The sequence below is a fragment of the Arthrobacter sp. NamB2 genome (assembly GCF_005281365.1).
Classification (GTDB): domain Bacteria; phylum Actinomycetota; class Actinomycetes; order Actinomycetales; family Micrococcaceae; genus Arthrobacter_D.
Window position 1 is genome coordinate 222088 of sequence record NZ_SZWI01000004.1, and the last position, 14282, is coordinate 236369.

A 14282-nucleotide genomic window follows, 5' to 3' on the forward strand; every position below is an offset into this window, starting at 1 on the left:
GGGAAGCTCACCGTGTGACCGGACGGTCGGGAGTGCTGACATCGAATTCCCTGACCGGCGGATCGGTCGCCGGAATCGCCAGCATCGCCTCCAGCACCTCTGCTTTCCGCGCACTCCGCTCCGCGCTCCCCCAGAAGATCTTCTGGTCACCCGAGAGTGACAGCTGGATCGAGTCGACGCTCGACGCCGAGGCGTGGACCAGGCGGGACAGGACGGGGGCGGGCAGTTCGGCCAGCACCGAGGTGATCGAGGAGAACACCTCGGAGTTGACCGCGTTGGTCCCGCCGTCGATCAGTGGCAGCTTGACCTGGTCGCGCTGCGCCACGACGGCGAGCTGCCTGCCCTCGGAGTCGATGAGCACGAACTCCTCACCATTCTGCAGCACCGCGACGGGAACCCGTTCCCGGACCGTGACCACGAGGGTCGAGGGCGGCTCGGCGGCGATCTGCACGTCCTCGATGGGCGCCTTGTCCGCCAGCAGCCCGCGGACCTGATCAGGCGAGATACGGGTGAGCGACGTCCCCATGAGGGGAGCGAGTGCCGCATCCACCTCGGGCGTGGCGACGAGCGAGTTCCCTTCGACGACGACTGTCCGCAGCGCGAGGGCCGGCGAGAACACCGCGTACGCCATGACGCCACCGAGGACCAGGACCACCGCACTGATCCAGAGGATGGCGTTCCGCACTCGATGGGACCGGCGGGGGGTCGGGAAGTCGAGTACCTTGCCCGACGCCGCGACCTCCGGCCGTTCGAGCAGCGTCACCTTGCCGGTCGTCGCGCCCGGTGTGGCGCGTGGCCGGGAAGGAGGCTTCCTCTGCGTCATTCCTCGACCTCCATCGACCGGGGCCCCGGAGCGCGGTCCCTGAGGAGGCCGACGAGCGGCACCCCGTACTGCGTGACGTCGCCGGCGCCGATCGTGAGGATGATGTCTCCCGGGCGTGCGTGGCCGGTGACCACGCGGAGTGCCTCGAACGCATCATCGACATATGCGGTGTCACCACTGCGCATGAGATCGGTGATCGTCCAGCCCCCGACGTCGTCCACCGGGTCCTCCCGTGCCGCGTAGACCGGGAGCACGGTTGCGGTGTCCGCCAGCGACAGTGCCTCGGCGAACCCTGCCGCGAATTCCCGCGTGCGGGAGAAGAGGTGCGGCTGGAACAGGACGTGCACGCGGTGCTCGCCCGCCACCGTGCGTGCGGCCGTCAACGCGGCGTGGACCTCGGTCGGGTGGTGGGCGTAGTCGTCGAAGACCCGTACGCCGTCGCCCTCCCCCCGCGCTTCGAAACGGCGCGCTGCTCCGGAGAACAGCGCCAGGCCCGCGGCGGCGACCGCCGGATCCACGCCGAGTTCGAGCGCGACGGTGAAAGCCGCTGCTGCATTCAGGATGTTGTGTCGTCCGGGAACACTCAGCTGCAGCTCCTGCTGGGCGTCCAGGCCGTCGACCGCGAAGGACAACACGCTGTTGGTGGTGCTCCCGACGGACCTCGTGCCGCTGATCCTGATGTCGGCCGCCTCCGAATAGCCGTAGGTGCGCACCCGGCGGGATTCCGGCACGCTTGCGCCGAGCGCGGCTGAACCGGGGTCGTCGGCGCACGTCACCAGGAGGCCGTCATCCGGCAGCGTCTCCGCGAAACGACGGAAGGCGGCGTGGACGGCGTCGGCGCTTCCGTAGTGGTCGAGGTGGTCCGCTTCCGCGTTGGTGACGACGGCGATCCGGGGTGCGTAGTTCAGGAAGGAGCCATCGGACTCGTCCGCTTCCGCAACGAAGATGTCCCCGCCTGTCCATTCGGCATTGACGCCGAGGGCTGCGACGTCGCCGCCGATGGCGAATGAGGGGTTGCGCCCGGCTTCGCGCAGCAGGACGGTGATCATCGCCGTCGTCGTGGTCTTGCCGTGCGTTCCGGCGACGGCGACGGCCTGCTGTCCGGTCATCGCCGCGGCGAGTGCTTGCGACCGGTGCAGGATGGGCAGCCCGCGGCGCCGCGCCTCGACCAGTTCCGGGTTCGTCTCGCGGATGGCCGAGGAGACGACGACGGTCCCGGCACCGGAGACGGCAGCAGCCTCGTGCCCTACATGGACATCGGCCCCGAGCGCAGCCAGGGCGCGAAGGCCCTTCGACTCGGCGGCATCGGATCCGGACACTGTCAGTCCCTGTCCGATGAGCACGCGCGCGACGGCCGACATGCCTGCACCTCCCAGTCCGATGAAGTGCACGGGTTCGCGCAGTCCGGCCGCGACGGCCGGCGCTGTGGTGATCGTTGTAATGGTGTTGCCTTTCGTCGTCTCCACTGCAGGGCGCTCCCCTGGTGCGTCGACAGCCCCGGCCGCAGCTGCGTCGTCGGTGCTCATCGCGTCCCTCCGGCCGCGGCCAGGACGAGCTCGGCCATGCGCCGATCGGCGTCCCGCACGCCCTGTGCGTAGGATGCCGAGGACATCGCGTCGAGCCGGGCGGTGTCCGTCACCAGCGTCAGGATGTTCTCGCGGATCCATTCCGGCGTGAAAGCCTCGTCCTCGACCAGGACGGCCCCGCCGGCAGCGACCAGCCCTGCGGCGTTCAGCCGCTGCTCGCCGTTGCCGTGGGGCAGCGGCACGAGCACTGCCGGAAGGCCCACCGCACTGATCTCGCTCACCGTTGCTGCGCCGGCTCGGGCGATGAGCAGGTCGGCGGCGGCGTAGACGCTCTCCATGCCGTCGACGAACTCGACCTGGTGGTATCCGGGCACCGCAAGCGGGGCGCCGTCATTCCCGAGCACCTGCTTGCCCCGTCCCGTGATGTGGAGTACCTGGATGCCGGCGGCGGTGAGCTCCGGGACCGCAGAGGCGAGCGACCGGTTGAGGCTCACCGCACCGGAGGATCCGCCGGTCACGATGAGGGTGGCCCGGTCCGGATCGAGCCCGAGCGAGGCACGGGCACTCCTGCGGTTCGCTCTCCGGTCGAGGTCGGCGATGCTCCTGCGCATGGGCATGCCGACCAGCACGGCGTCCCGGAGCCCTGTCCCCTCGAAGGCGACGGCCACCCGCGCAGCGAGACGGGCACCCACCCTGTTGGCGATACCGGGGCGGGCATTCGCCTCATGGATGACGACGGGCACGCGCAGCGTCCACGCCGCGAGGTAGACAGGTGTCGATACGTAGCCGCCCACGCCGACGACGACGTCGGCTGCGGCATCCGCCACGATCGCCCTCGTCTGGCGGACGGCCCGGACGAGGCGCACCGGAAGCTTGACGAGGTCGATGGACGGGCGCCGCGGCATCGGCACGCGGTCGATGGTCCGCAGGTCGAAGCCCGCGGCGGGAACGAGCCGCGTCTCCATACCGGCCTCGGTTCCGACGGCGGTGATCCGGGCGCGCGGCTGCCGCTCGACGACTGCTCCGGCGATTGCGAGCAGGGGGCTGATGTGGCCGGCCGTTCCGCCGCCGGCCAGGAGGACCGACACCGTGCGCTCAGGGGTGGGGGGCTGTGTCATGAAAGTGCGTGATCTCTTTCGGAGGTGGTTGCTGGTGAGGACGTTGAGGAGGTGCCCGGCGCCGGGAGCGGAGGGTGAGGTGTCTTCCTTGCGAAGGACAGCAGGACGCCCACGGCGGCGAGCGTGAAGGTCAGTGCGGAGCCTCCGTAGGAGATGAAGGGCAGCGGCACGCCGATCACGGGGAGCAGGCCCGTGACCATCCCGATGTTCACGAAGGCCTGACCGATCAGCCAGACGAGGATCGAGCCCATGAGGATCCGCACGAACGGATCGGTGTAGCGCAGGGCGACCCGGATGGTCGCGACGGCGAGGATGCCGAACAGGACCACGACGACGAGGGTTCCGATGAGCCCGAACTCCTCGCCGATGATGGCGAAGATGAAGTCGTTGTGGGCTTCCGGGATCCAGTTCCATTTCTGCCGGCTCTGCCCGATCCCTACTCCGAACCAGCCGCCCGACGCCATGGCGAACAGCCCGTTGTCGGACTGCAGGCAGAGGTCCGCCCCGTCGTCGCAGTTCAGTCGCAGCCAGGCGCTGATGCGACCACCCCGGTTGGAGCTCGTGGCCACCATCAGGAGGGAACCGGCTACTGCTGCCGCGCCTGCGAGGGTGAACAGCTTGAGCGGCGCTCCGGCGAAGAACAACGCGGCACCGGCGATCATCATGAGCACGAGCCCCGTGCCGAGGTCTCCGCCGATCAGCACGAGCCCGATCGGCAGCCCGCCGAAGGGCAACGCCGGGATCATCGCGTGTTTCCAGTCCCGGATCAACGCTTTCTTCCGCTCGAGCACGGCCGCGAACCACAGGGCAAGGGCGAGCTTCGTCGGTTCGGACGGCTGGAACGTCTGGCTACCGATCCTGATCCAGTTCTTGTTGCCGTTGACCTCGATCCCGATGACGAGGACGAGGATCAGCAGCACGACGGCGATGGCCAGGCTGGGCCACGCGAGGAACTTGTAGGACCGGGGACCCAGCCGCGACAGCACGAGCATCAGGACGAGGCCTGCACCGGCCCAGACGGCCTGCTTCAGGAAGAGGTCGAAGGTGTCCTTCCCGTCCGAGATCGCCTCGACCGACGAGGCCGAGAGCACCATCATGAGCCCGATGGCGGTCAGCGCGAGGGCAGAGCCGAGGATCAGGTAGTAGCTGGACCCGGAAGGGGCGTGGGCAGAGCCCTCGAGGAAGACCCAGGCGCGGCGCAGGCGTCCTCGGATCCCCTTGGCCGGTTGTCCGCCTGCGCCCGCACCACGTTCCGCGGCCGGGTCCGCCAGTGCTGCGGATTGCTTGGCGCGGCCCTTGGCAGGGCCCGCCGTAGCCTGCGCGGGGACCCCTGGCGAGGTGGCCTGCCGCACCCCTTCCTTGGCCCGGACTGGCCGGACGGAGGGCTTGCGTCCTCCCGGACGGGTCGGCGTGGCCACCATCAAGACTCCTTCGCGGTTGTCCCCTGTCCGCCACGTGCATGGACGGCCGCCATGAAGGCGGCTCCCCGGTGCGCATAGGAGGAGAACTGATCCATCGATGCAGCGGCCGGCGCCATCAACACCGTGTCGCCGTCCTGCGCGAGGCGCGCTGCTTCGGTGACGGCCCACTGCATCAGGGTGGCGCCGGTCACCGGGTCGGGGGACCCGCCGTCGTACCCCTGTCCAGTGTGAAGGCTCGGGTGGAGGGAGACGGGAACGTCGGGAGCGTGTCGGCTCAGAGCACTCTCGAGCGGCGCCGGATCCGCACCGAGGAGGACGACCGCCCGGAGCCGCTTGGCGTGTTCCCGCACGAGGTCGTCGTAGGAGACGCCCTTGGACAGGCCTCCCGCGATCCAGACCACGGACTGGAACGAGGCCAGGGAGGCCGAGGCGGCGTGGGGGTTGGTGGCCTTCGAATCGTTGATCCAGAGCACTCCGTGCTCATTGGCGACCACCTGGATACGGTGCTCGCCCGGCTGGTAGGCCCGGATGCCGTCGCGAACCGCCGAGGTCGGGAGTCCGGCAGCGCGCACAAGCGCCGCAGCGGCCAGTGCGTTGGCCACCAGGTGCCGCGGCACGACGTCGCCCAACTCGCTGATCGACGCCAGCTCGGCGGCCGAGTCCTTGCGCTGCTCGATGAACGCACGGTCCACCAGCAGATCCTCGACGACACCCATCATGCTGATCGAGGGCATTCCCGTCGTGAATCCGACGGCCCTGCACCCCTCGATGACGTCGGCATCCTCGACCATCGTCTCCGTCTCGCGCTGTTCGACGTTGTAGATGCAGGCGATCCTCGTCCGGTCGTAGATCGATGCCTTCGCCGCGCGGTAGGCCTCGTAGCTGCCGTGCCAGTCGACGTGGTCCTCGGCGATGTTGAGGCAGACGCTCGCGAGCGGGGACACCGAGTGCGCCCAGTGGAGCTGGAAGCTGGACAGTTCTACCGCGAGGAACTCGTACCCCTGCGGGTCCCGGATCACGTCGAGGATCGGCGTGCCGACATTGCCTGCCGCGATCGCGCGCTTCCCGCCGGCAAGGAGCATCGACTCCGTCAGGCCGACGGTCGTGGTCTTGCCATTGGTCCCGGTGATCGTCAGCCACTCGGCGGTCCGACGGCCCTCACGGATGCGGACACGCCAGGCCAGTTCGACGTCGCCCCAGATGGGCACGCCCGCACGCGCCGCGTCGGCGAGCAGCGACTGGGTGGGCCGCCACCCGGGCGAGGTCACCACGAGGTCGGCCGGCTGACCGTCGACGAGCGGCAGTTCGACGGTGTGCTCGGCACCGAGCAGCACCGCGCGGGCACCGACGATGCGCAGCGTGTCTGCCTTGGCTTCGTTCTCCGCGGTCGCTCCGCCGTCGACGACGACCACCACGGCACCGAGTTCGATCAGGGTGTCCGCGGCGGAGAAGCCCGACGCTCCGATGCCCGCGACGACGACCTTGAGGCCCGCCCAGTCGGCGTCCCACGTGGTAAGGCCCTTCAGCCGCGGGGTCTCCCAGCTCACGGCGACGCCGGCAGCCACGTCAGAGGTCGCGTCCGTTCCGCTCATCCCACAACCCATTCCGCGTAGAAGATCCCGAGTGCCGTCGCCACGAACAGTCCGGCGAGGATCCAGAACCGGACGACCACCGTGACCTCCTGCCAGCCCTTGAGCTCGAAGTGGTGCTGCAACGGAGCCATCTTGAAGACGCGCTTGCCGCCCGACAACTTGAAGTAGCCCACCTGGATGATGACGGACAGCGTGATCATGACGAACAGGCCCGCCAGGATCACGAGGAGGAGTTCGGTCCGGGAGAGGATGGCGAAACCGGCGATCGCCCCGCCGATGGCGAGGGAACCCGTGTCACCCATGAAGATCTTCGCCGGCGACGTGTTCCACCACAGGAAGCCCACCAGCGCACCGCACATCGCCCCTGCGATGAGCGCAAGGTCCAGAGGATCGCGGACCTCGTAGCAGACACTTCCGGCACCGGGTGAACCACAGCTCTGGTTGCTCTGCCAGATCCCGATGAGCATGTAGGCGCCGAACACGAGGATGGATGCGCCCGCGGCGAGACCGTCGAGTCCGTCGGCGAGGTTCACGCCGTTGCTCGCTCCCGTGATGATCAGGTTGGACCAGATGACGAAGAGGATGGCACCGACGACCGTGCCCGCGAAGGCGAGGTCGAGCGGGGTGTCCCGGATGAAGGAGATCGCGGTGGACGCCGGGGTCCTGCCCTGCTCGTTCGGGAACATCAGCGCGAGGACCCCGAAGGTCACGCCGACAGCAGACTGCCCGATGATCTTGGCGGGCGCACTCAGGCCGAGGCTGCGCTGCTTCGAGATCTTGATGTAGTCGTCGGCGAAGCCGACCAAACCCATGCCGGCGGCCAGGAACAGCAGCAGCAGGCCGGAGGCGGTGGGGCCTCCGACCGGGGAACCGACCGCCACCATCAGCAGGTGCGTCAGGAAGTAGGCCAGCAGGACCGACGCGACGATCACGGCTCCACCCATCGTCGGCGTACCACGCTTGGTGTGGTGCGCAGTCGGACCGTCGTCCCGGATGAACTGGCCGTAGCTCTTGCGCACCAGGAGCCTGATGAACAGTGGCGTGCCCACGAAGGCGAAGATGAGCGCTGAGGCCGATCCTATGAGGAGTGCTATCACGGCTGCTGGGCCTTTCCGGAAGCGCCAGCTTCATGGGAGCGGTGGGGTTGGTTGGTGGAGGTCGCGGCTGCCGGCACGGCCTGGGCGATCCGGTCGCCCAGGAAGCGCAATCCGGCTCCGTTGGAGGACTTGAAGAGCACGAGGTCCCCCGGTTCCATCTCGGCGGTGAGCAGACGCTCCGCCGCTGCGACGTCATCGACATGGACGGCCTCGCTGCCCCAGGAGCCCTCGAGCACGGCGCCGTTGTACAGCGCACGCGTGTTCGGCCCCACGCACACGAGCTTCGAGATGTTGAGCCGCACGACGACTCTCCCGAGGAGGTCGTGCTCCTCGATGGACCGGTCCCCCAGCTCCAGCATCTCCCCCAGGACCGCCCAGGTACGCCGCCGGCCGCGACCGAGTTCCGCGAGTGTGCGGAGTGCCGCCCGCATGGATTCGGGATTGGCGTTGTAGGCGTCGTTGATGACCGTGACGCCGTCGGCGCGCTCGGTCCGCTCCATGCGCCAGCGGCTCGCGGCCGCCTGGCTCCGCAGCCCCGCGACGATGAGCTCCGGGGGGCAACCGACCTCGTAGGCCGCCGTTGCCGCCGCGAGCAGGTTCGCGGTGTGGTGCAGGCCGAGCAGCGGCGAGACGACGTCGTGCTCGCTGCCGTCGGGAAAGACCAGCGTGAAGGACGGATTGCCCTCCGGGGTCGTCGTGCTGTTGCGTGCGCGCACGACGTGCCCGGTCGCTGAGAAGTCCTCGGACGACGTGAAGAACACCGTTGTCGCGCGGGTGCGCTCCTGCATGGCGAGCACCCGTTCGTCATCGGCGTTGATGATCGCGGTCCCGGACGGGCCGAGCGCCTCGAACAGTTCGCCCTTCGCCCGGGCGATGTTCTCGACGCCTCCGAATTCCCCTGCATGGGCCGATCCCACGCCGAGTACCACGCCGACGTCCGGCTGCACGAGCGAGGCGAGGTATGCGATGTGGCCGGGCTTCGTCGCGCCCATCTCGATCACGAGGTACCGCGTGTCCCATCCCGCCTCGAAAACGGTCAGCGGGACGCCGACCTCTCCGTTGTAGGAACCGCGCGGGGCGACGGTCGGAGCGTCGGCGGCGAGGATACCCGCCAGCAGGTCCTTGGTGGTGGTCTTGCCTGCCGACCCCGTGATGCCGATGACCGTGAGGTCGCCGTGCGCACGCAGCCGTCGCACGGCTTCGGCGGCGAGCTGACCCATCGCGAGGACGGCATCGGCCACGATGACGGCGGGGAACGGACCGTCCGGACCGGCCACCGCGCGCTGCGCCAGGGCCAGGACGGCACCGCACTCGAACGCCGATGCGATGAACAGGTGTCCGTCCGACTCCTCGCCGGGCTTTGCGACGAACAGGGATCCGGGCACGCATTCGCGCGAATCGGTTGCTGCGGAGGTGACGGTGATGGCGGGACCGGTGGGGTCTGTACCGGTCAGGACACCCCCTGTGAGTGCCGCGATCTCGGCTGCGGTGAATTCAATCATGACGGTTCAGGACTCTATCCCGGAGGTGGAAAGCCCAGAGAATCCGTGCCTTGTCAACGCGGTGCGCAGTTCCACGCGGTCGTCCAGGGACAGATTGACGCCCTTCACCTCCTGCCACACTTCGTGGCCGCGGCCCGCGATCACGATGGTGTCGGAAGGGGTCGCCAGCGCCACCGCACGATCGATCGCATCGGCGCGGGGGAACACCTCCAGCACCTGGCACGAGAGCCCCTCGTTCCGCACGGCGTCCCTGGCCCCCGCCAGCACGGCACTGCGGATGACGGCCTCGTCCTCATCGTGCGGGTCGTCGTCGGTCACGATGAGGATGTCCGAAAGCCGGGCTCCCACGGCCCCCATCACGGGGCGCTTGGACTCGTCACGCTGCCCGGTGGCCCCGAAGACGGCGATGACGCGTCCGGTGGGACGGCGGACCGAGGACAACGTGCGCTCCAGCGCGTCGGGGTTGTGCGCGAAGTCGACGATGGAGGCGGGCTCCTCGCCGATGAGCTGCATCCGGCCCGGTACCTCGGTGGTGAAGGGATCGTGCGCGTCGAGGGCACGCTGAATGTCCTCCAGGGCGACGCCTGATGCGAGGACCATGATCGTCGCGAGCGCCGCGTTCGAGATGTTGAAGGTTCCCGGCAGTCCGGTACGGACCCGGAGCCGCTCGCCCGAGCGGTTCTCCAGCACGAAGGCATGACCCAGCCCGCTCGGCTCGACCGAGGCCACCACCCAGTCGGCGTCGACGGTGCCGCCGTCTCGCGAGCGGTCGGTGCGAAGCGTCAGCACGGGGACGTCCGCCGTCTCGGCGAGCTTCCGCCCCCACGCATCGTCGACCAGCACGACCGCACTCCCGCACCGCTCGTGCGTGAACAGTGAAGCCTTGACCGCGAAGTAGTCCTCCATCGTCCCGTGGAGGTCGAGGTGGTCCTGCGTCAGGTTCGTGAAGCCCGCGACGTCGAAGCGCACTCCGTCCACGCGACCGAACTCGAGGGCGTGGGAGGAGACCTCCATCGATGCCGCGTCGAGCCCGCGCTCTCCCATCAGGGCGAGCAGGGAGTGGACCTGCGGGGACTCCGGCGTGGTCAGCAGACTGGGGATCGCTTTCTCGCCCGCGCGGATCTCGATCGTGCCGATCAGTCCGGTGGTCCTGCCGAGCGCTTCGAGCAGCGCGTTGAGGAAGTAGGTGGACGTGGTCTTCCCGTTCGTCCCAGTGATGCCGAAGAGCGTCGGCGCGGAGCCCTGCTGCCGGCTCTGGAAGACCTCGCGCGCGAGGGGCCCGACGGCGCGCCGCGGATCGGGTACGACGACGACCGGAGGCAGGTCGATGCCGGCGGCAGCGGCCGAGCGAGCCGCGATGGCTGCTCCTGCCTCATCCGTCATGATCGCCGATGCACCGCTGAGGACGGCCTGCGCTGCGAACTCGGCGCCGTGGCGCGACGCTCCCGGAAGGGCCGCGTAGACATCTCCCGGAAGGACGGACCGGGAGTCGAGCGTGACGCCGCTGACGGTTGGCAGCGAGCCGGCGTCAGGTGTGCCTGCGAGGGGACCGAGGACCGCCAAAGCGGTCGAGAGGCTGATAGGGCGCGGAACTCGCGGCCGCATCAGGGAAGCGGTGCTCCCCCGGGGAGTGTTCGATTGCACGGTGCTGTGTCCTCCGGGTCAGAATTCGACCGGGTAGATGTCCGGTTGCGTTGTCGATGCCGGGACGTTCCTGGAGTTGAGGACCTGCTTCATGACCTTCTGGAAGGACTCGCCCGGGATGAGGTAGTACAGGTCGCCCTGGGGCTTCTGGAGCGTGATGACGACGACGTACTGGGGATCCTCGATCGGCGCGATGCCGGCATAGGAGAGAGTGTAGCCGTCGTAACCGCCGGTCGCGCTCGGCGCCTCGGCCGTGCCGGTCTTCGACCCCACCCGGTACTGCTCCAGTTCGCCCGACTTCCCGGAGCCCTCCTCCGTCACCGTCTCGAGCATCTTGCGCATCGTGAGGGCTGTCTCCTCGGAGACGACCCTCGTGCCCTCGTCCTCGGGCACGACGTGTTCGGTACCGTCCGGGTCGATGTACGCGTCGATCAGCCGTGGCTGCAGCCGAACGCCGTCGTTGGCGAGGGTCTGGTACACCATCGCGGTGTGCAGGGCGGTCTGCGTCATGCCCTGACCGAAGAGGACGGTGTACTGCTGCCGGTCGTCCCAGTTGTCGGGGGTCGTGAGGAGGCCCTGGTTCTCCTCGTTGAGTCCGGTTCCGAGAGGCTCGCCGATCCCGAACTTCTTCAGCCAGTCGTAACGCTCCTGCTTCGTCAGCTTCTCGCCGATCTGCACCGTCCCGGTGTTCATGGACTTGGCCAGGATGCCGGCGGTCGTGCGCTTCTCCGTGCCGTGCTCGAAGGCATCCTTGAACGTCTGGGCGCCGACCGTGTACCGGTTCTCGAGGGTGAATTGCGAGGTGGGTTCGATCAGCCCCCCTTCCAGCGCCGCCGCCATGGTGATCACCTTCGTCGTCGAGCCAGGCTCGAAGGAGGCGCTCACCGAGTTGGGCGTGCGCTTCTCCGGCGGGGTCGCACCCGGATCATTCGGGTCAGGGGTCGTCGATTCGGCCATCGCCCGGATCGCGCCGGTCTTCGCCTCGACGACGACGATGTTGCCCCACTCTGCGTTGTAGTCCTCGACCTGCGAGGCGATGGTCTGCTGGGCGAACCACTGCAGGTCCTGGTCGATCGTGAGCCTGACGTCCTGGCCGTCGACGGCGGGATCGTCCTCGTTCGTGGCGTAGGGGATGCGGATGCCGTCTCCGCCGATCTCGAACGTCCGGCTGCCAGGGGTGCCTTCCAGGGCGTCGTTGAGCGAGTACTCGAGGCCCTCCTGCGGCTTGCCGTTCTCGGACACGAAGCCGATGATCGACCCGGCGACGGGACCCGCGGGATAGGTCCGTACGCTCGTCTTGTCGGCGTAGACGCCCGGTATGCCGACCGCGAGAGCCCGGTTCTTGACCTCCGGCGTCACCGATCTCGCGACGTAGTTGAAGGGCATGTCCCCCATGATCGAGGCCCTCAGCGTCTCCGCGTCGATGCCGAGGACCGCCGACAGCTCGTAGACACCCTGGTCGATGGGGACGCCGGTCTCGCGCTGGTCGGAATCGGGGATGGTCCTGGTGAAATCGTCCACGGCGCTCAGACGCTGGTCGACGACGATGTCGTAGCGTTCCACGCTGCGGGCGAAGTACTTGCCGTTCATGTCGACGATCGACCCGCGGATGGGCTGCACCGCGGTATTGGTGAGCCGCTTCGACAAGCCGGTCTGCGCCATCCCGTTCAGGTCGAGTGCCTGCAACTGGAACAGCCGCACTCCCAGCACCAGGAGCAGCACGAGGACGAAGGCGAGCCCCACGCGGAGCCGCGTCGACCCGAGGGCCAGTCGGAGGCTGTCCGGGCTACCGGTGCGTGCAGGGGTCACGAGCAATCCTTGTCGGTCGGTACGTGCAGTGCGGGGAGCGGCGGACGCGGACCCCGCTACCGGTCGGAGCCGAGCTGCAGGGGCGCCGGAATGGTTCCGGGGATATCGCTGCCGTCGTAGCTCTCGACGGCCGGGAGGTCACCGGCTGTGGCAGCACCCTCCACCGGTTCGATCGCCTGGACCGGCGCGGGCTCCTCAGCGACAGGATCGGACGGCGCCTCCACCACCGGCGGAGCCGGCTGCACGGCGAGGTTCGGCGCGGCGATCAGCACCTCCGGCTCGGGGCCTTCCTTCGCGGGTTCGGGAGTGCCCGTCACCTTCTTCGAATCTAACTCAACCGTTCCGAAGGTCGGGGAGGAAACCATGCCGAGTTCCGTCGCTGCCGCCGCCAGGTTCTGGGGCGTCTCCCTGCTCTCGATCTCGAGGACCAGCGCCTCGTTCTGCTGACTCAGCGCGACCTGCTGGTTCCGGAGCTGCACGAGGTCGTACTGCGTGCCGGAGACGGAGATGTTGAGCATGAGGACGGCGGTCAGGGCCGCACCCAGCACGAGCAGGCTGAACACCGCGAAGGGCACCCTCCGGCGTGCAGGTGGGGCCGGGACGACCGACAGGGGTGTCCGCGGCTTCTGGGCGACGTCCGGCGCTCCCCCGCTGAGCCTGCCGCGAGCGACGGCGAGAGCGCCGTTGTCGGAGTAGGCGGCAGCGGTGTGTGGCTTCTCAACAGTCAATGCCTGGCTCATCTGCTGTTCCTGTCGACTGGTCCTGCTTTGATTCGTTCCACGGCCCGGAGTTTGGCCGAAGCCGCCCGGGGGTTCTCCCCGATTTCGGCCTCAGTAGGTGCCTCGGTGCCGCGGGTCAGCGAACGGAGGTAGGCCTTGTGCTGCTCGAGTTCCACGGGGAAACCGACGGGCGCCGACGATTTCGCACCGGCGGAGAAGGCGCTCTTGACGATGCGGTCCTCGAGCGAGTGGTAGGACATGGCGACGATGCGCCCACCGGTCAGGATCGCATCCACGGCTGCGGGTATCGCGCGCTCGAGGACGGACAATTCCTCGTTGACCTCGATGCGCAGAGCCTGGAAGGTGCGCTTCGCCGGGTGACCCCCGGTGCGCGCGGCGGATGCGGGCACCACCGCTCGGATCACCTCGACGAGCTGCGACGTCGTCCGGAACGGTTCTGCTGCCCGGGCCTGGACGATGGCCGTCGCGATCCGCCCGGCGAACCTCTCCTCGCCCCAGGAACGGATGATGCGCAACAGGTCCTCGGCGGAGTAGGTATTGACGACCTCGGCCGCCGTGATGCCCCTGCTGGTATCCATCCGCATATCGAGCGGCGCATCGTAGGAGTAGGCGAAACCCCGGTCGCGCTCGTCCAACTGCAGGGAGGAGACGCCCAGGTCGAACAGGACGCCGTCCACTCCGTCGATCCCGAGGTCGGCCAGGACCTCGGGCAGTTCGTCGTAGACGGCGTGCACGAGGTCGGTGCGGTCGGCAAAGGGCTCGAGCCGCTCCCCGGCGAGGTCGAGCGCTTCGGTGTCGCGATCGATGCCGACGAGGTGGGCGGTCGGGAAGCGCTGGAGCATCGCCTCCGAGTGCCCGCCCATGCCCAGGGTGGCGTCGACGACGACGGGGCGGCGTCCGGCCGCTTCGGCGGAGGCGACCGAGGGAGCGATGAGGGAGACGCAACGGTCGCGGAGGACGGGTATGTGTCGCTCGCCCGTCGGCCGGTCACCGCTCATGCGTCCTCTCCT

The 14282-nt window shown here is 68.7% G+C and carries 11 protein-coding genes; all 11 read right to left on the reverse strand.

The window, feature by feature from the left end; translation table 11 throughout:
* Positions 1–7: 7 nt before the first annotated feature.
* Positions 8–823, reverse strand: coding sequence for a cell division protein FtsQ/DivIB (locus tag FDK12_RS09705; protein WP_137369383.1), 816 nt, complete (start codon positions 821–823; stop codon positions 8–10).
* Positions 820–2184 carry a UDP-N-acetylmuramate--L-alanine ligase gene (gene murC, locus FDK12_RS09710; RefSeq protein ID WP_262983384.1) on the reverse strand — a complete coding sequence of 455 codons (1365 nt, stop codon included), beginning with the start codon at positions 2182–2184 and terminating at the stop codon, positions 820–822. The genes FDK12_RS09705 and murC overlap by 4 nt, the downstream gene beginning before the upstream one ends.
* Positions 2185–2345: 161 nt before the next feature.
* Entirely contained in the window at positions 2346–3467 is a 1122-nt protein-coding gene (gene murG / locus FDK12_RS09715) for an undecaprenyldiphospho-muramoylpentapeptide beta-N-acetylglucosaminyltransferase (protein ID WP_137369385.1), read from the reverse strand.
* The gene (gene ftsW, locus FDK12_RS09720) at positions 3464–4888 is read right to left on the reverse strand and encodes a putative lipid II flippase FtsW (protein WP_137369386.1); all 1425 of its coding nucleotides are present in this window, start codon (positions 4886–4888) and stop codon (positions 3464–3466) included. Before ftsW ends, murG begins: the two co-directional genes overlap by 4 nt.
* Entirely contained in the window at positions 4888–6480 is a 1593-nt protein-coding gene (murD, locus tag FDK12_RS09725) for a UDP-N-acetylmuramoyl-L-alanine--D-glutamate ligase (protein WP_223263209.1), read from the reverse strand. Before murD ends, ftsW begins: the two co-directional genes overlap by 1 nt.
* Positions 6477–7577: a phospho-N-acetylmuramoyl-pentapeptide-transferase gene (mraY, locus tag FDK12_RS09730; RefSeq protein WP_104117478.1), complete on the reverse strand. Its 1101-nt coding sequence runs from the start codon at positions 7575–7577 to the stop codon at positions 6477–6479. The genes murD and mraY overlap by 4 nt, the downstream gene beginning before the upstream one ends.
* Positions 7574–9079 carry a UDP-N-acetylmuramoyl-tripeptide--D-alanyl-D-alanine ligase gene (locus FDK12_RS09735; protein WP_137369388.1) on the reverse strand — a complete coding sequence of 502 codons (1506 nt, stop codon included), beginning with the start codon at positions 9077–9079 and terminating at the stop codon, positions 7574–7576. The genes mraY and FDK12_RS09735 overlap by 4 nt, the downstream gene beginning before the upstream one ends.
* A 6-nt stretch (positions 9080–9085) precedes the next feature.
* Positions 9086–10684, reverse strand: coding sequence for a UDP-N-acetylmuramoyl-L-alanyl-D-glutamate--2,6-diaminopimelate ligase (locus FDK12_RS09740; RefSeq protein ID WP_137369436.1), 1599 nt, complete (start codon positions 10682–10684; stop codon positions 9086–9088).
* Positions 10685–10741: 57 nt separating this feature from the next.
* Positions 10742–12532 carry a peptidoglycan D,D-transpeptidase FtsI family protein gene (locus tag FDK12_RS09745; RefSeq protein ID WP_223263210.1) on the reverse strand — a complete coding sequence of 597 codons (1791 nt, stop codon included), beginning with the start codon at positions 12530–12532 and terminating at the stop codon, positions 10742–10744.
* Between the two features lie 56 nt (positions 12533–12588).
* Entirely contained in the window at positions 12589–13272 is a 684-nt protein-coding gene (locus FDK12_RS09750) for a hypothetical protein (RefSeq protein WP_137369389.1), read from the reverse strand.
* Positions 13269–14270, reverse strand: coding sequence for a 16S rRNA (cytosine(1402)-N(4))-methyltransferase RsmH (gene rsmH, locus FDK12_RS09755; RefSeq protein ID WP_189636317.1), 1002 nt, complete (start codon positions 14268–14270; stop codon positions 13269–13271). Before rsmH ends, FDK12_RS09750 begins: the two co-directional genes overlap by 4 nt.
* Between the last annotated feature and the right edge of the window lie 12 nt (positions 14271–14282).

Coding starts and splice junctions, on each gene's coding strand:
- FDK12_RS09705 (WP_137369383.1), bottom strand. CDS start 823: ATGACGCAGAGGAAGCCTCCTTCCCGGCCACGCGCCACACCGGGCGCG.
- murC (WP_262983384.1), bottom strand. CDS start 2,184: ATGTCGGCCGTCGCGCGCGTGCTCATCGGACAGGGACTGACAGTGTCC.
- murG (WP_137369385.1), bottom strand. CDS start 3,467: ATGACACAGCCCCCCACCCCTGAGCGCACGGTGTCGGTCCTCCTGGCC.
- ftsW (WP_137369386.1), bottom strand. CDS start 4,888: ATGGTGGCCACGCCGACCCGTCCGGGAGGACGCAAGCCCTCCGTCCGG.
- murD (WP_223263209.1), bottom strand. CDS start 6,480: ATGAGCGGAACGGACGCGACCTCTGACGTGGCTGCCGGCGTCGCCGTG.
- FDK12_RS09735 (WP_137369388.1), bottom strand. CDS start 9,079: ATGATTGAATTCACCGCAGCCGAGATCGCGGCACTCACAGGGGGTGTC.
- FDK12_RS09740 (WP_137369436.1), bottom strand. CDS start 10,684: ATGCGGCCGCGAGTTCCGCGCCCTATCAGCCTCTCGACCGCTTTGGCG.
- FDK12_RS09750 (WP_137369389.1), bottom strand. CDS start 13,272: ATGAGCCAGGCATTGACTGTTGAGAAGCCACACACCGCTGCCGCCTAC.
- rsmH (WP_189636317.1), bottom strand. CDS start 14,270: ATGAGCGGTGACCGGCCGACGGGCGAGCGACACATACCCGTCCTCCGC.